Below are 17,168 nucleotides of genomic sequence, written 5' to 3' on the forward strand. Positions count from 1 at the left end.
CTTAACGGCCCGCTAACGCTGTTGCTGGGGCAATCTTAGTTGCTTTCCAGGCTGGATAAATGGTGGCAAGCAAGCTCATCACCAGCCCCATAACCAACACCACAACCACATCCTGGGTATGTAACTCTGACGGTAAAAAGTCGATAAAATAAATATCCGACGCTAAGAGCTGAAAGCCAAAAAGCTGTTCAAGCCCCTGCGCAATCGCACTTAAATTATACGCAAAAACAACCCCTAAAATGCCACCAATAGTACAACCCATGACACCATTTAACGCCCCTTGGAGTATAAAAATGGTCATTATCGCGCCGCGGCTAATGCCCATGGTCATTAAAATGGCAATTTCTGAGGCCTTGTCGCGCACGGCCATCACCAGTGTCGAGACAATATTAAAACACGCCACCGCAATCACCAGTGCCAGGACTAAATACATTACCAGGCGTACTAATTGAATGTCTTGATACACGTGCCCTTGCGAGCGGGTCCAATCATTTATGTATAAATATTGCTCTTGAGCAAAGCCTAAATCACGTGTGACTGAAGCGGCATTAAGCACGTTAGCAACCTGTATACGCACGCCGCTTACCCCAGTACCTAACCCTAAAACATCGGCTAAATATTCAATGGGCACATACGCTTGAGTTGATTCGATTTCGCCGCCCACATTGTAAACACCCGATACCACAAAGCGGTGGCTTTTGGCCGACGTCAATTGGCTATTATTGGCATCAGGGGTGAACATTGCCACAGTATCACCTATTTTAAGCTGCAGCTTATCGAGTAAACTGCGGCCTAAAACGATGTTGTTTTGATTGCCTTGCAAAGATTGCCACGCGGTAGCAGACATATATTGTTTAATAGTCGATACATCAGCTTCGTAATTAATATCAATCCCGCTGACCACAAGGCCTTGAAAGCCTCCCGGTTTTTGCACTAATCCTTGCAAGCGAATAAATGGTGCCACACCGGTAATTTGTGGTGAATGTTGTGCACTTTTTGCAATCACTTGCCAATCGGCTATCGGCTCGTTAACACCCACGAGTTCACCATGAGATGCCACACCCAACAAGCGTTGTTGTAACTCTTTTTCAAAGCCGTTCATGGTCGACAGCAATAAAATCAACACGCCCACACCCAATGCAATCCCCGCTGTTGAGGCAAACGAAATAAACCCAATAAAGCTATTGGATTGTTTTGCACGAAAAAAGCGCCAACCTATTGTTAACGGTAACCACTTACTCATTCGGCTTGCCCTGTTGTGTTAGCTACGATTTGTAACACACCATCTTTCATGGTTAATTGACGGTCCATTTTAGCGGCGAGTTTATGGTCGTGCGTTACCACAACAAATGCGGTATCAAACTGCTGAGCCAATTCACGGATCATCGCATAGACATTATCGGCACTGCTGGCATCGAGGTTACCGGTAGGTTCATCGGCCAGTACCAATTTAGGTTTGTTAATTAACGCCCGAGCAATTGCTACTCGTTGACGCTCGCCACCTGATAATTGCGCCGGAATATGGTTTAGGCGGTGCCCAAGCCCCACACGTTCAAGTAATTTTTGTGCATCGGCTAAGGTTTGCTTTTTATCTCTACCTTGAATAAATGCCGGCATTGCCACGTTTTCTATGGCGGTAAACTCAGGCAATAAATGATGAAACTGGTATATAAAGCCTAAATCCTGATTACGCACCTGAGCTTGTCTCATGGCAGACATGCTGTATAGATCTTCACCGTCAAGCAGCACAGAGCCAGCTGTCGGGGTGTCTAAGGTGCCCATAATGTGTAACAAGGTACTTTTACCTGAGCCAGAACTCCCTACAATGGCTAATTGCTCGCCTTTGTAAACGGTTAAATCAACGCCAGACAACACATGAGTTGTGACTTCGCCGTCATGATATTGCTTACTGACGTGGCTAACTTGTAATAACGTGGTGTGTGTTTGACTCATTATTCGTATCTCAAAGCAGTAGCAGGTTGAACCCTTGCAGCCGACAGCGCAGGGTAAAGAGTGGCAAGTAAGGTAATTAAAAGCGAGCCAACAATGATAAAACTCAATTGGGTGACAGACAAGGCAACTGGCAAGGTTTGCCCCGCGCCTAAAATGGCAATACCAAGCACCGACAATATACTGTTCAAATTAAGGGTTAAACCTATGCCGACAATCGTGCCTAAGACTAACCCCAGTACAGCATTTAGCAGCCCTTGCACAATAAAGATCGCCATCACAGATGATGTAGTCACGCCCTGAGTTTTAAGCACGGCAACGTCAGTGGTTTTATCGACCACCATCATCACAAGTGCCGACACCATGTTAAATGCAGCAACAGCCACAATTAAACTCAGCATCAACGACATCATATTTTTTTCCATTTTTACAGCAGAAAATAAATGACCATAGTCTTGACGCCAATCACTGGTTTTAATCTCAACCCCTTGCTTGGTAAAGGCATTGACCATTTTTGAAGCAGTTTGCGGTGCAGTAAAAGGGTCCGACAAATACACCCGTAACTCATTTATTTCCAGGCTGTTTTGTCGCATCAACTTGCGTGCATCTTGATAATGCACATACGCAACGCTGCCATCAACCTGTGAGCCCATTTCAAATACGCCCGCCACGGTAAATTTACGCTGGCTCGGCACCGGGCCCATAGGGGAATACACCACGCCATCGCCACTGAGCAAGCGAATTCTATCGCCGGTATTCACATCAAGCTTTCGCGCTAACTCACTGCCAAGGACAATATGGTAATCACCCGCGCTAAGTTGCTCAAAAGCATTTGAATAGGTATGCGAGGCAATACTCGATAACGTTTGCTCAAGCTGTGGATATACGCCATACACCTGCACTGCACTGATATTTTTGCTTGACTGGATCATCGCCTGCGTAGTGGTGCTTGGCACCATGCCACGGACACTCGAGCTTAATCCACCCTCAGCCAACACACGCTGGCTCAGCAGTTGCCAATCTGTAAAGCCTTGCTCGCTAATTAAGGTTAATTGCGGCACTGCGCCCAAAATACGGTTTTTTAGCTGGCCTTCGAGGCCATTCATTACCGAGCTGACCACAATTAATGCTGCGACGCCCAAAAAAATACCTGACACAGCAAAAAAGGTAATAAAGGAGGCAAATGCATTGGCTTTTCGGGCACGCCAGTAACGGTAGCCGATAAAAAACGAAAATCCGAAATTCATAAAAAAATACTAATCCTATGCGCTAATCACAGCGTATTAGTCTGACAATCAAGCTAATTTTGCAGATGAAACCAACAAGCCATTGTGTATGACTTGCTAAATCATTAAGTTGGGCACGATAATAGGGCTATTAGTGCGATAAATAAAGAGGTAAACCTTGATACCTGACAGCAATTCTTATTTTAGTGTGCCTCATAACTTTAACGCGTACTTGTCGCCGTGGGATGCAAGCCAGGGCTTACCCAGTGAAGATGAACTTAAAGACATGCAATCGGTTGGCTTAAGGTTATTAACGGAAGTTAAAAATCTCGAGGCCAGTTGCCTATTGCAATTACGTCATTTAGATAACGATGCCAAAGCAGTTGTCGATTTCTTAAAGTTGCAATCTCGCAAAGTCGATTTAGTGTTGCAACACGTACTTGAAAAAGAAGTGCAAGAAGGCCAACAAGTTAGCGGCAACCAATTTGGTGGCAGCGGTATTAGTATTACCAGTTCGTTTGCACTTAACGTGGGCGATTATCATAAAACCCATCTTTATCTGCACACAGAACTGGTCGCCTTATTGTGCATTTGTCAGGTCAAACAGTGCACACCGATTAACCAAGATGAGCCAAACCAGGTACCGCAATGGCATTGTGAACTTGAGTTTAGCCAAATTCTTGAAGATGATATCGAACAACTGGTCAAAGCCAGCTTAGCCGTGCAACAAAAAATGCTTAAAAAGCGTAAACAGAATATTGATAAGCAACGACGCTAACAACCGCGTAAACATAATGGCGTTTCAATACAATTTGACTGCAAACGGAACTGAAAAAGATTTTAATGAAACAATTTAGTGTACTCACGCCGCCGAGTGTAAAAAAAGGCCAACAACTTCAAACTTTGGCAACATTAGGTGGGGTATCTCAAGCCATCACCTTAGCCAAGTTAATTCAGCAACAACCTGGTACCAGCATTATTGTGACTCACGACACGCCCAGTGCGTTGTCGCTTGAAGTCGAGCTTAGTTATTTATTGCACAACAGCAATATCAACGTGTGCTTATTTCCAGACCGTGAAACCTTACCTTACGACAACTTTTCACCGCATCAAGACTTGATCTCCCAGCGACTCGAAACCCTCGCCAATATCAGTCAAAGCCAGCACAACGTGGTCATTGTTCCAGTCAATACCTTAATGGTTCGCCTGCCGCCTAAATCATTTATGACCGCCAATGTCATGGTGTTGAACAAGGGCGATAATTACAGCCTTCAGCAAGCCAGACAGCACCTAACCGACACAGGCTATCACTTAGTTGAACAAGTGTACGAGCATGGCGAGTTTGCGATTCGCGGCTCAATTATTGATATTTTCCCGACCGGTTCGCGCCAACCACTGCGTATTGAACTGTTTGATGATGAAGTTGAATCGATTCGCTTTTTTGATGTCGATACCCAGCGTTCAGGCATGGCGCGCGATGCCATTCGCATGTTGCCCGCAAAAGAATTCCCAACAGACAGTAATGCCATTGAAGGCTTTAGACAGCGCTATCGCCGCCGCTTTGAAGTGATATCTAAAGAAGCAGAGTCTGTTTATCAACTGGTCAGCCGTAATTTGATGCCAGCGGGCATTGAAAACTACTTACCGCTGTTTTTTGATGAAACCGCAACACTATTTGACTATTTGCCCAACGACAGCCAATTAATTACCCTGGGCGACATCGACAAAGCCAGTAAAAACCATTTACACGAAGTGGCAGTACGATACGAAGACAGACGTATCGATCCATTAAGACCCCTTCTGGCACCGCAAGAGCTGTACCTATTGCATGACGAGTTATTTGCCGCCTTTAAGCCATTAACTCGCACGCAAATGATTCAGCAGCATCATGTCAACGACACCGATAACGCTGGGCAGCCATTAGCGCAAATTGAATTACCGACTCATGCAATCGTCGCCAATGTTGAAACACTGCCCGACATTAATGCCAACCATAAACTCAAGCAGCCGTTAATTGCCTTGCAAGAGTACAGTGCCCAGCAGACACAATTATTGTTTAGTGCCGAGTCTGAAGGTCGCCGTGAAGCCCTACTTGAACTGCTCGGTAAAATTGGCATCAAACCTAAACAGTTCAACCACATTAATGACTACCTCGAAGCCAAAGACAAAATAGGCTTAATGGTGTCGCCGCTCAGCCGTGGCTGTGTGCTTACCGATACACCTAAAGGTGTGGTGAGCATTATTTGCGAAACCGAATTATTTGGCCAACGGATTTCTCAACAACGTCGCCGAGAAAAGCAAAAACAAGTTAGCTCTGATGTACTCGTTAAAAACCTAGCGGAGCTAAAAGTCGGCCAACCTATTGTGCATTTAGAGCACGGTGTAGCCTTGTATCAGGGCTTAGAAACCCTCGATACCGGTGGGCTGGTTGCTGAATATTTAAAGCTTGAATATTCTGGCGGCGATAAACTTTATGTGCCAGTGTCGTCATTGCACTTAATTAGCCGTTTTAACGCCAGTGGCGATGGTGATGCGCACCTAAACAAGCTCGGTAACGAAACCTGGGCCAAAGCCAAACGCAAAGCCATTGAACGTATCCGAGACGTTGCAGCTGAGTTATTAGATGTCTATGCCCGTCGGCAGGCTCGCCCAGGTGAAGCCATGGCCATTGATGAGCAAGAATATGCGCAATTTAGCCTGGGCTTTCCGTTTGAGGAAACCGTCGATCAAGAAACCGCCATTCAAGCCGTATTAGAAGATTTACAAGCACCGCTGGCTATGGACCGTTTAGTATGTGGTGATGTGGGCTTTGGTAAAACCGAAGTGGCCATGCGCGCCGCATTTGTGGCCGTTAATGCCGGTAAACAAGTTGTGGTGTTAGTGCCAACCACCCTACTTGCGCAACAACACTACGAAAACTTTAAAGACCGTTTTGCCGATTGGCCAATTGTCATCGAAGTGATGTCACGCTTTAGAACCAGCAAAGAGCAAAACAGCGTGGTTGAGCAATTATCTGCCGGTAAAGTCGACATTGTGATTGGCACCCATAAATTATTGTCCGCAGAAGCCGACTTTAATAATTTAGGCTTGTTGATTATCGATGAAGAACATCGTTTTGGTGTACGTCAAAAAGAAAAGATTAAAGCGCTACGAGCTAACGTCGACATTTTAACGTTAACCGCCACCCCAATCCCACGAACCTTAAACATGGCCATGTCGGGCATGCGTGATTTGTCGATTATCGCCACGCCACCCGCCAAACGTTTAGCGGTAAAAACCTTTGTGCGCGAATACGATAAAGCCACAGCCCGCGAAGCCATCTTGCGTGAAATCCTTCGTGGTGGCCAGGTGTATTACTTACACAACAACGTTGAAACCATTGAAAAAACAGCTCAAAACATACGCGATTTATTGCCAGAAGCGCGAGTTGTTACCGCCCACGGGCAAATGCGTGAACGCGATCTTGAAAAAGTGATGTCAGACTTTTATCACCAGCGTTTTAACGTGTTGGTGTGTACCACCATTATCGAAACCGGTATCGACGTACCCAGTGCCAACACCATTATTATTGACCGTGCCGATATGTTTGGTTTAGCCCAGTTGCACCAGTTGCGTGGTCGTGTGGGGCGCTCGCATCATCAAGCTTATGCTTACATGATGACACCGCACCCAAAACGCATGACACCCGACGCCCGTAAACGCCTTGAAGCCATTGGCGCATTAGAAGACCTTGGTGCAGGCTTTATGCTTGCCACTCAAGATTTAGAAATTCGCGGCGCAGGTGAATTATTAGGCGATGAGCAAAGCGGTCATATTTCTAAAATTGGTTTTAGCTTATACATGGAAATGCTCGAATCTGCCGTTAAAGCCTTAAAAGAAGGTAAAGAGCCCTCACTTGCCTATATGATGAGCGCTAAAGCAGAAATCGACTTACGCATCCCTGCTTTGCTGCCTGAAGATTATGTCAGCGACGTCAATATGCGCTTGTCACTGTACAAACGGATCGCCAATTGCGAAAACGATAATATGCTCGACGAGCTTAAAGTCGAATTTATTGATCGCTTTGGTATGTTGCCAGATCCCACCCGTAACTTGATGGCCATCACCCTGTTTAAACATCAAGCTACTGCGCTGGGCATTGTAAAAATTGAAATGCATGCCAAAGGCGGCAGCGTTGAATTTGGTCAAGAAAACTGTGTTGATCCAATGTTTATTATTGGTTTGTTGCAAAACCAGCCACAAATCTATCGAATGGACGGGCCAAATAAGTTAAAGTTCACCATTCCTGCTGAAACAAGCAAAGAGCGTCTTGAATTAGTCAATACCTTGCTTGAACAGTTCGCTAAACATCAAACTGGAGACAAATAGTGCTTCGTAAATTTGCGATTTCTATCGCCGCTATCACAGCGCTATCCCACAGCTTTTCAGCCCATGCAGAATCATGGTTTGAAGTTGAAGTATTTGTATTTGAACGCCAACACCCATCGGTTGAAAAATGGCTCGATGCATCGCCACCCAAATTAGCCAATAACACTGTCGATATTATCACTCCGGTGATCAGCACCGACATCACTGGCGTGGCAGTGGGACTCAACGGTTGTACCTCAACCGACTGGGCCAGTGACACCAGTAACTGTAACGACCCTAAAGTGAGTAATAATATTGCCACTCACCCAAGTCAGGTCCCGTTTAATATTGGGGCCAGCAGCCCACAATCGGCTTACTTAGGGCAAGGTCCGCTATTACTGGCTCAAAGCCAGGGTCAATTTGCTGATATTATTCGCACCATCAGCCGCGAGCCTTACGTTAAAGGGTTAGTCCATTTAACCTGGCAGCAAAATATGCAGTCTCGTCGAGCAGCAAAACCGGTGCGTATTTTTGGTGGTAAAGATTTCTCTAAAACCTTTGATTACCACGGCCTAAGCGTGAATAAACCGGCAGACACCAGTAACAGCATGCCAGTGGGTGATTACAGTGCATTGGGTGGTTTTTACGAAGCGCCTAAAATTAGCCCTGTGTGGGAACTAGATGGCTCAATTAACATTTACCTAAGCCATTACCTGTACATCGAAAATAATTTGGCGTTGCGCAAACCAACCCAAAAAATGATTGAATCGACTCCAGCAGCCTTTAACGAATACGCTGCATTAGATATTGATGGCAAAAAGCAATTGGCCCCTTATCTGCAAAGTATTCCGTTGATTCAAAACCGTCGAGTAAAAAGTGGCGAGTTACATTATTTTGACCACCCACAAATGGGCATTGTGATGCAAATTCGTAAAATGGCGCAACCCACTAACGTTAAGCCAATTGATTTAACCGGCTATAAACCACAGGCTGAGCCAGAACCTTACTCAGGTTAACCCGTTCGAGATTAAGCCAATAAAAAACCGGATCTGTTGATCCGGTTTTTTTTACGTTGAGTGCTTAACCTTTCATCCTGATTTCGGGATAAAAACGGTATACAAACTTAAGTAATGTTGCTCACCAATTGCTTAGCCGCCTCGATGCGAGTCAGTTGCCCTAGTGCTTGTTTTACCTGTTCTGGCTGACCTTTAAGGGCCAATGCCGTGTGCAGAGGTTCATCTGCAGGCCAAACAAATTCGCTCAATAATGTTTGTACCCCGACAGGATCGTTACACACTAAAATCATGTCGCAACCTGCCTCTAAAGCCGCTTTAGCACGTCCTTGATAGTCACCCGCAAAGCTGGCGCCTTTCATGCCCAAATCATCAGAAAATATCACCCCATCAAAGGCTAATTGTTGGCGTAACACGGTTTGTAACCAGTATGCTGAAAACCCAGCAGGGTTTGGGTCAATGGCAGAATACACAACATGTGCAGGCATTACCCCCTGTAGCTGTTTTTGGCCAATAAGTTGCTTAAATGGCAACATATCAAATGCGTCAATCACGTCTTTAGTACGAGGGTCCACTGGCATTGCAATGTGCGAATCAGCGGCAACACTGCCGTGCCCAGGAAAATGCTTACCCACAGCCGCCATACCCGCTTCGTTCATGCCGAGAATAAACTGCTCAGCTAGCGCACTAACGTGTGCAGGATCAGGGCTAAAACTGCGTTTACCAATCACTTCACTTATACCGTTTACATCTAAGACTGGGGCAAAACTTAAATCAATATCACACGCTAACAGCTCAATCGCCATTAAAAAACCACATTCTTTCGCCCATTGTTTTGCTAATGTTAAATCCATGTTCGCAGCAGGTAAAATATCTCCCATTGCAGGAATTAAACTAAAACCCTCGCGAAAACGCTGAACCCGGCCACCTTCATGATCTACAGCAATTAACAATTCTGGCCGAATACGGCGAACTTGCTTAACCAATTCTATTAATTGATTTTTACTTTCAAAATTACGTGTAAATAAGATTATTCCGCCCACTTTTGGGTGTTGTAATTGCTCAGTTTCCAGATTTGATACTGTTAAACCGGCTAAATCCATCATTAAATAGCTCAAACTGTTCCCCTAATCCTATCGATAGCATCGAAATTTTGTGGTTATTGTGCATGATAAGACAAGCTAATGTGAAAATTATGCATAAAAAAATCTAATGAACTGTCATCCATCAAACTGTGGGATACTCTGCTAACAAAAGAGATAAACCGCCAAGTTGATATAAGGCGATTATACTCACTAATAACGAAAACAATAAACGACTCAGCAAGGGTTACACAAGATGATTAGCGTATTTGACATGTTCAAAATTGGTATTGGTCCTTCAAGCTCACACACAGTGGGCCCGATGAAGGCTGGTAAAATTTTTATTCAACATGTTGCAGACAACAATTTATTGGATCAAACCGATGAATTACAAGCAGAATTATTTGGTTCTTTAGGCCAAACAGGCAAAGGCCATGGTACCGGTAAAGCGGTCATTTTAGGTTTAATGGGTGAAGATCCAGAAACCGTCGATACCGATGGCATTGATGCAATTTTAGAAGCGGTCTCAACCACTCAAAAACTCACCCTCGCCGATGGCCGTTTAGTGAAATTTACCCGTGATGATGGTATCACTTACCACAGACGTAAAACCTTACCCGCTCACGCCAATGCCATGACGTTATATGCATACTCTAAAGGCGAATGCATTTACCAACGTACCTATTACTCTGTTGGCGGCGGCTTTATTCTTGATGAAGATGAAATCACCCAACGTAATGCATCACCTGCTACCCCCATTGAGCAAGCACCATACGACTTCAATAGTGCCTTGCAGTTATTACAATTGTGTTGTGATAACGGTTTAAGCATTTCATCATTAATGATGTCAAACGAACTGAGTATCGCCAGCGAAGAAAACATTAAACAAGGTTTGTGGAAAATTTGGCAAACCATGAAAAACTGCGTAGAGCGCGGTTATCAAAAAGAAGGTATTTTACCGGGCGGCTTAAAGCTTCGTCGCCGAGCGCCTGCTCTGTATCGCCGTTTAAAAGCCGAAGGTCGTAATAATACCGACCCGCTAACTGCAATGGATTGGGTTGATTTATTTGCCTTGTCGGTTAACGAGCAAAATGCCGCGGGCGACCGTGTTGTTACCGCGCCAACCAACGGTGCTGCGGGGATTATCCCTGCGGTATTGTGTTACTACGACATGTTTGTACAAGAAGTCGATATTGATGTCTGTAGCCGCTATTTACTGACCGCGGCTGCAATTGGCATTTTATACAAGAAAAATGCCTCTATCTCTGGCGCTGAAGTCGGTTGTCAGGGCGAAGTAGGCGTAGCCTGTTCGATGGCAGCAGGTGCCTTAACTGAGATTATGGGCGGCACGGTTGAGCACGTCGAAAACGCCGCAGAAATCGGTATGGAACATAACCTGGGGTTAACCTGTGATCCGGTAGGCGGACTCGTGCAAGTTCCGTGTATTGAACGTAATGCGATGGGCGCGGTAAAAGCCATTAATGCTTCTCGCATGGCACTGCGCGGTGACGGTAACCACAAGGTGTCGCTAGACAAAGTCATCAAAACCATGATGGACACTGGTAAAGATATGCGCAGCAAATACAAAGAAACCGCCAAAGGTGGTTTAGCGGTTAACATCGTTGAATGTTAAGTTTGACTAGCAGTTGACCATTGACCACATCAACACAATAAAAAATGCCTGTTAGCGATAACAGGCATTTTTGTAGCATTTCATTAATCAAATCAATAAGCACAAACAGTGTTCGTATTGTGGGTTAAGTCATTCACTAATGCGTTTTAAACTGACCAATTTGTCCACGTAGTTGCTGTGATAACTCATCGACTTGCACGCTGGCACTGTAAGACTGCTGCGCGTTGTTCGCCGTTAATCCTGCTTCGTCACTGATATTAACAATATTACGATTAATCTCATCCGTCACTGCGGTTTGCTCTTCAGCGGCTGTAGCAATTTGAGTGGCCATATTGGATATAGTCGCAACCGATTGAGTAATTTTACTGAGAGCTTCACCCGCTTGTGCGGCTTGCTCTGTGCTCTTAAATGCTTGCTGACGACTTGAATCCATCACGGTCACCGCATCTTTCACACCGTTTTGTAACTGGCCAATCATTTGCTGAATTTGATTAGTCGAATCTTGTGTGCGCTTTGATAATGTTCGTACTTCATCCGCCACTACCGCAAAACCTCGACCATGCTCGCCTGCGCGTGCGGCTTCAATCGCTGCGTTAAGAGCCAGTAAGTTGGTTTGGTCAGAAATACTGCGAATAACCTCTAAAATACTGCCAATATTATCGGTATCTTTCTCAAGTTGATTCAACGCGGTTGCTGCATGCTCAACACCATTGGCTAACTGCTCAATAGAGGTAATGGTAAGTTGCACCACTTTGTCACCCTGCACGGCCTGGGCATCAGAGTCCTTGGCTGCTTGCGCGGCTAATTCGGCATTGTTGGCCACTTCAATCACGGTAGCTTGCATTTGATTCATCGCTGTAGCGACTTGTTCCGTCTCACTTTGTAGACGCTGCATACCGGCTAAGGTTTCATTGCTTGAAGAAGTTAACTGCACACTTGCGGTGCCCAATTGCTGGCTGTTGTCATTAAAGTCAGTAATTAACTCGCGTATTTGGCGTACAAACAGGTTAAAGCTACGGGCAACTTTAGCGATTTCAGTGTTGCCGCTGTCATCCAGTTTAACGGTTAAATCTTTTGCACCCGAGGCGATATTGCGCATCGAATCATCTAATATTCTCAAAGGATTAACAATCGCGCGGTAAAGTATCAATAAAATAATGGCAAGAAACACACCAAGGGAAACATTACCCCACAACTGTACTCTCGCAGCAGATTGCGTAGCTAACAAGGTCTCTTGTACTGCGGCTTCAAATTTGCCGTCAATATCATCTGCCAATAAATCTAAATCATCAGCCAGGTTAGATGACACTTCATCAAATCCACCCCCCCCTTTCATCAGGTGATTGCCCGCCTCAGTACCTTGAGTTAAATAGGCATCAGCCATGTTAACGCCAGAGGCATGCAAATCATTCACTTTGCGTTTAATCTCTTGCGCTATTTGACTCACTTCTGGCGCGAAAGTAATCAATAAATCAAGCTTTTCTAGCGCGCCATTGAGACTTTCTAATGCTTCAGCTTTAGCTTCATCGCTTTTAGTGGCGCCAACATCGGTTAGAAATTGCTGAATTTGCACCACAAAATAACGCGTGTCTTTAAGCGCGAAAATAGCACCAACTTGTGCCTCTTCATTTAATACACCTTGATGAATTCGTGATTGCAAAGAACTGCCAATCCAAGAAAGAATAATCAGTGCAAATAACGCTAAAACAATCGTCATCTGCAGCATTCTTTTTATTGATAAATCAAACATCGTTGAGACACCTGTATCGGAATTAAGTCAATCCAGTTTATAGGATAACGCTCGGTATATTGACTGTCATTAAGTGCAAATCAATTATATGCACTACATCTTATAAACATAAAAAATGCATGCTAAAGACAGTCCCAAAACCCTTAAAAACTTATAATCCCTCACAAATTTATAACATCATCATACTTTAGCCTGAGGCACATAGAAATGGCCTTGGTGTTTTTTGCGTTATTTTGTCGCTTGAAAGACCCGCAGAGTGTTAGATGACCGCTTTAGGAAGGAGGTCCGAATGAAAAAAGGTAATCTAACGATCTAGCTAAAGGTGTGACTGCAAGACAGGAGGTATATGTGTTAGCACAATGAAAGTAATAATTAACATAACCATCACTCTTATTTATCTCTTCAAATAACCTTCATTTAACGACATATGCTGTTAATTCAATACCTGCATTTTTTGTATTTAATCGTTGTTTTCTGGCCTGAATTAGCATTAGATGTAGGCAGGTTGTATTTGAAGGAAGAAATGACAGAATGAAAAATATTATATGTGATATTGATGGTGTGTTACTGCACGACAACAAGTTAATTCCAGGTAGTGATAAATTTATTCACCGCATCTTAGAGCAAGGCAATCCGCTGGTTATCCTCACTAATTATCCTGTACAAACCGGTAAAGACTTACAAAACCGTCTGGGTGCTGCAGGCATTAATGTGCCCGAAACCTGCTTTTATACTTCGGCAATGGCAACGGCTGATTTTCTTAAACACCAAACCGGCACCAAAGCCTTTGTGATTGGTGAAGGCGCCCTCACCCACGAGTTGTATAACGCAGGCTTTACCATAACAGTGGTGTAATACAATCTGCACTTATAGTAATACCTCTCGCACTACATCACAAACCTCATTTTAAAACAGCTAGTTACCTCCCTACTTCTTGCCATATCTTACGAACGCGATAGAATGCTTCTAACCAGATATTTACTAAGGAGAGTGCAGTATGACATTAACAATCGGTGATCTTAAAGAGATGATAAGGCTCTACGATGATGACACTGAGATTTTCTTCGGTGGCTTAGATTTTTATCGTTTAAAAATGAGAGGAGATAAGCTTGTTCAAGTCGAGTTTAACCAGACTGTTTATAAAGAGAATGAAACAGGAAATGTGATCGTTGAAAATCACAATCAACTTTAAAAAGGAGTTTAAAATGGCAACATTGCAAGGTCTAGCACATGATTATGCTAAGCGAATTAAAGACGCAATAAAATCTGATGGTTTTATAAACAAAAGTAAAATTGATCCAAAAGATTTTATAAATTCAAAAACACAACAAGAAATAAAAGCCGTTAAGCGTGATATTGATGGCATAACTTACCAGCTTACTAACAAAGCCATCACTGAAGACGACAAGCGCATAATCATCGACGAAATAAATCGAGAGCTTGGCTTACCGAGAACAGTGCAGAAAAACTTTCAACTCAATGAATCAGCAAGTAATGATGATTTGTCAGACTTAGCTGATGTAATTGAGAATATGCTAGGTGGTAAGAAATAATGGATGCTATTGGCTATATAACCACAGGTAGTGCAGGTGTTGCATTCCTAAGCATGCTTGTAACCATTTATTTTTCCTCAAAAGCTGCTAGCGCAAGTAAAGAATCTATCAGTAATGCTGACAGGGCCAATATCATTGCTATAGGTCAAACGGAAACGTCCTTAAGAGAGCAGATCGCAAACGCTCGTATACGTATGGAAGATTGTGGTTTAAAAATTCCAGAGTTTTTAAAAGGACGAGATAAAGCTAATTTAAGTGAAGAAGAATTACCTCATTTGGAGTTTCTTGAAGGCAATTGGCGCTCATCTACTGAAAATTTCCTAAATGCTTATGAAGATGCATTTGGAAAATATCTTGATGATAAAACAAACAAAGAAAGATTCAGAAGAACATATATAAATGAAATCAAGAACATTTGTGACCCAAAAAGAACAAGTTATGCACGTTTGATGCATCCTGAATCTACCTCAAATTTTGAGGCGATTTGGAAGGTCTATAAAGAGTGGCATCGCCATGAAAAATAAAATTATTTTTGCTCTAAGGTAGCTTGAAAACCCTTACTAAATAAATCTATGTGATGTTGTTATAGTAAGGGTTGAAAATAATATTTTTACGAATAAATCAAATTGATACTAAATGAGGCTTCGGTATTCTTAGTCGGTATCGGTTAATCAATACTTCGTCTTTTAGTCCACTTTTTTGAAGTAGCTTTGTCCAAGTGTATACATCTAACATATCGATAGCCCTTTGAATAATCATAGGTTCCTCGGCAGTTAATCGCTCGTCTCCATTTTCCACTTTTGCTTGGCCACTACGAGCAAGAGTTGTAAAACCTGTTTTAGCTTTTTCAGGAGTAATCAAACCTAGTTTGCTTGCTCTATATAAGATTGCTTTTAAGCTAACGCCCCAGCGAACTTTAAGATCCTCTAAAGCTTCCCAATTAAAATATTGGCCACGCATTTTTGGAAATTCAGCGCTAAAGCTTGATCTTGGCATTAAAAAAGCACTCGCAAAACTATTAGCTTGGCTTTCAGTGACACGACAGCCGGTCTCTACACCTCTATGCATGATTAAATGCCCTATCTCGTGAGAGATATCGAATCGTAATCTACATGGACTGCTTTTCGCAGTATTTCTAACTATAATCGGACGTCCATTGTAAACAGAAAAGGCATCAATACGTTCGTCAGCTTCTTGTAAATTAACAACAATACAACCAATAGATTCCGCAAGTTTAATTACATTTGAAATAGGACCTAATCCTAGACCAAGTTCTCTACGAAACTTTTCGGCTATAACTTCTATTGAAATGGCAGATTGAATATCACTATCACATACATCTAACAGTCTTACGGCTGGAAACTCTACTTCTTCATTTAAAAAACGGAGAAAATTATCATCAAAGATTTCAACTTGCGCCATTGTCATTTTTTTCAATGTTTGAGTTGATGATCTCAAACTCCGAAAATGACATTGCTCAACCTCTATAGGTCTTCGTCTTTGACTAAAGAAAAAGCTTTCTTTCACATTTAATAGACGTGCCAGTTGAGCTAGCTGTTCATCCGAAGGAACAGCTTCGTTTTCGAGCTTATGTGCATATTGGCGTGTAACCCCAAGTTCTGCTCCGACATCGACTAATGAATAACCTGATGCTACGCGAGCAATTCTTAATTTATCACCATTATAATCTGACAAAATACTATCAGAGAAAAAGTTACCTTGTTTCATTTACTTCATCATCGCGATTTTGTTTACGGGCTAGTTGTGGTTCAGGAATTTCTACTACATTCGTTAATTCTGCGGCTACTGGCATAGGTATCGTATCTTCATAATTCCAAAAACAAATAGGATTTTGATTAAAATCGAATCCAACAAGAACAGCTGATGGTTGAACTTGTTGGTCATGTTTATCAAAAGTAATAAATACTCTCCATGTAGCTACATCAACTCTAGCTTTACTTTCGAAATCTAGACTGAGTTGCATATTTTCAACGGAATTAGTGTGTAGTCTGTGAGTTTTTTTAGGGTTATATGGGTCATCTACTACAAACTGAACGAGAGTTGAGCCTATGCGAGCGGTAAAATCCATAGTCTTATTTGCAAGAACAATCCATTCATAGTCCCTACTCTTCGCCATATGAATCACTAACCCCTGTAACCTTCCATAGGCAAGACACCCTTTTGTCCATGGAGTATCATAAATTGAACTGGAATCAATCAAGCTATCTGCAATTGCATCTAAGCAGAGATTGCAAACAATGTTGAGACGCTCTTCAGTCAAATCCGTGGAAAAATCTACAGGGTGATTAGCTACCATTTTAAATCCTTGAGTTAAGTTAAACTGTGCATTAGTTGTGAAATGTCAACTAACGCCATTCTATGCTTAAATTAACTTTTGTCAACTGTAAGTATGCGCATTATTAGATTTGTAAACCAACAGTTTTTAGATCATTAAAATATCGCTTTAAAGCGATTTGAAGCCCTTACTAAACACATCTACATATTGTTGTTATAGTAAGGGTTAGCTGACTTGAGCGGGCTTAGCCATTACAGTGGTCTAATACGTATTGCACTTATAGTAACGCCCTCTGCACTACTTCACAAACCTCATTTT

The 17,168-nt window shown here is 43.0% G+C and carries 14 protein-coding genes and 1 pseudogene; 8 read left to right on the plus strand and 7 right to left on the minus strand.

Translation table 11 applies throughout. From position 1 onward, the window contains the following. Window position 1: 1 nt before the first annotated feature. The 3 genes from lolE to GQA99_RS12470 are packed head-to-tail and all read right to left on the minus strand — an operon-like array spanning window position 2 to window position 3,197. Window positions 2–1,243 carry a lipoprotein-releasing ABC transporter permease subunit LolE gene (gene lolE, locus GQA99_RS12460; RefSeq protein ID WP_160054209.1) on the minus strand — a complete coding sequence of 414 codons (1,242 nt, stop codon included), beginning with the start codon at window positions 1,241–1,243 and terminating at the stop codon, window positions 2–4. Further along, complete coding sequence (gene lolD / locus GQA99_RS12465; RefSeq protein WP_160054210.1) at window positions 1,240–1,953, minus strand: lipoprotein-releasing ABC transporter ATP-binding protein LolD; 714 nt, start codon at window positions 1,951–1,953, stop codon at window positions 1,240–1,242. The genes lolE and lolD overlap by 4 nt, the downstream gene beginning before the upstream one ends. Continuing rightward, a complete protein-coding gene (locus GQA99_RS12470; RefSeq protein WP_160054211.1) occupies window positions 1,953–3,197 on the minus strand; it encodes a lipoprotein-releasing ABC transporter permease subunit in 1,245 nt (414 codons plus the stop codon). The genes lolD and GQA99_RS12470 overlap by 1 nt, the downstream gene beginning before the upstream one ends. Before the next feature lie 157 nt (window positions 3,198–3,354). On the opposite strand from GQA99_RS12470, the gene GQA99_RS12475 reads away from it, so the two are divergent. From GQA99_RS12475 to GQA99_RS12485, 3 genes are all read left to right on the plus strand, one after another. Beyond that, window positions 3,355–3,954 (plus strand): hypothetical protein, encoded by a 600-nt coding sequence (locus tag GQA99_RS12475; protein ID WP_160054212.1) that lies wholly within the window; start codon window positions 3,355–3,357, stop codon window positions 3,952–3,954. A 65-nt stretch (window positions 3,955–4,019) separates the two neighbouring features. Then, entirely contained in the window at window positions 4,020–7,544 is a 3,525-nt protein-coding gene (gene mfd / locus GQA99_RS12480; protein WP_160054213.1) for a transcription-repair coupling factor, read from the plus strand. Further along, window positions 7,544–8,539 carry a peptidoglycan binding protein CsiV gene (locus tag GQA99_RS12485; RefSeq protein WP_160054214.1) on the plus strand — a complete coding sequence of 332 codons (996 nt, stop codon included), beginning with the start codon at window positions 7,544–7,546 and terminating at the stop codon, window positions 8,537–8,539. The genes mfd and GQA99_RS12485 overlap by 1 nt, the downstream gene beginning before the upstream one ends. A 107-nt stretch (window positions 8,540–8,646) precedes the next feature. Here the strand turns inward: GQA99_RS12485 and nagZ are convergent, their stop codons facing one another. Further along, on the minus strand, window positions 8,647–9,654 hold the full coding sequence (gene nagZ, locus GQA99_RS12490; RefSeq protein WP_160054215.1) for a beta-N-acetylhexosaminidase: 1,008 nt from the start codon (window positions 9,652–9,654) through the stop codon (window positions 8,647–8,649). A gap of 220 nt (window positions 9,655–9,874) precedes the next feature. Between nagZ and GQA99_RS12495 the strand changes: the two genes are divergently transcribed. After that, entirely contained in the window at window positions 9,875–11,251 is a 1,377-nt protein-coding gene (locus GQA99_RS12495; protein WP_160054216.1) for an L-serine ammonia-lyase, read from the plus strand. Window positions 11,252–11,387: 136 nt separating this feature from the next. On the opposite strand, the gene GQA99_RS12500 is transcribed toward GQA99_RS12495, so the two are convergent. Beyond that, window positions 11,388–12,968: a methyl-accepting chemotaxis protein gene (locus GQA99_RS12500; protein WP_160054217.1), complete on the minus strand. Its 1,581-nt coding sequence runs from the start codon at window positions 12,966–12,968 to the stop codon at window positions 11,388–11,390. A 564-nt stretch (window positions 12,969–13,532) separates the two neighbouring features. On the opposite strand from GQA99_RS12500, the pseudogene GQA99_RS12505 reads away from it, so the two are divergent. From GQA99_RS12505 to GQA99_RS12520, 4 genes and pseudogenes are all read left to right on the plus strand, one after another. Next, window positions 13,533–13,847 (plus strand): annotated as a pseudogene (locus GQA99_RS12505) (UMP phosphatase); the annotation flags it as partial. A gap of 151 nt (window positions 13,848–13,998) precedes the next feature. After that, the gene (locus GQA99_RS12510) at window positions 13,999–14,193 is read left to right on the plus strand and encodes a hypothetical protein (RefSeq protein WP_160054218.1); all 195 of its coding nucleotides are present in this window, start codon (window positions 13,999–14,001) and stop codon (window positions 14,191–14,193) included. A gap of 13 nt (window positions 14,194–14,206) precedes the next feature. Next, on the plus strand, window positions 14,207–14,554 hold the full coding sequence (locus GQA99_RS12515; protein ID WP_160054219.1) for a hypothetical protein: 348 nt from the start codon (window positions 14,207–14,209) through the stop codon (window positions 14,552–14,554). After that, window positions 14,554–15,078, plus strand: a complete 525-nt coding sequence (locus GQA99_RS12520; RefSeq protein WP_160054220.1) for a hypothetical protein — start codon at window positions 14,554–14,556, stop codon at window positions 15,076–15,078. The genes GQA99_RS12515 and GQA99_RS12520 overlap by 1 nt, the downstream gene beginning before the upstream one ends. 97 nt (window positions 15,079–15,175) lie before the next feature. On the opposite strand, the gene GQA99_RS12525 is transcribed toward GQA99_RS12520, so the two are convergent. After that, window positions 15,176–16,282, minus strand: coding sequence for a helix-turn-helix domain-containing protein (locus GQA99_RS12525; RefSeq protein WP_160054221.1), 1,107 nt, complete (start codon window positions 16,280–16,282; stop codon window positions 15,176–15,178). Continuing rightward, window positions 16,269–16,871, minus strand: coding sequence for a hypothetical protein (locus GQA99_RS12530; RefSeq protein WP_160054222.1), 603 nt, complete (start codon window positions 16,869–16,871; stop codon window positions 16,269–16,271). Before GQA99_RS12530 ends, GQA99_RS12525 begins: the two co-directional genes overlap by 14 nt. Window positions 16,872–17,168: the final 297 nt, after the last annotated feature.

It is taken from the genome of Shewanella litoralis (assembly GCF_009828585.1).
GTDB classification, from domain to species: domain Bacteria; phylum Pseudomonadota; class Gammaproteobacteria; order Enterobacterales; family Shewanellaceae; genus Shewanella; species Shewanella litoralis.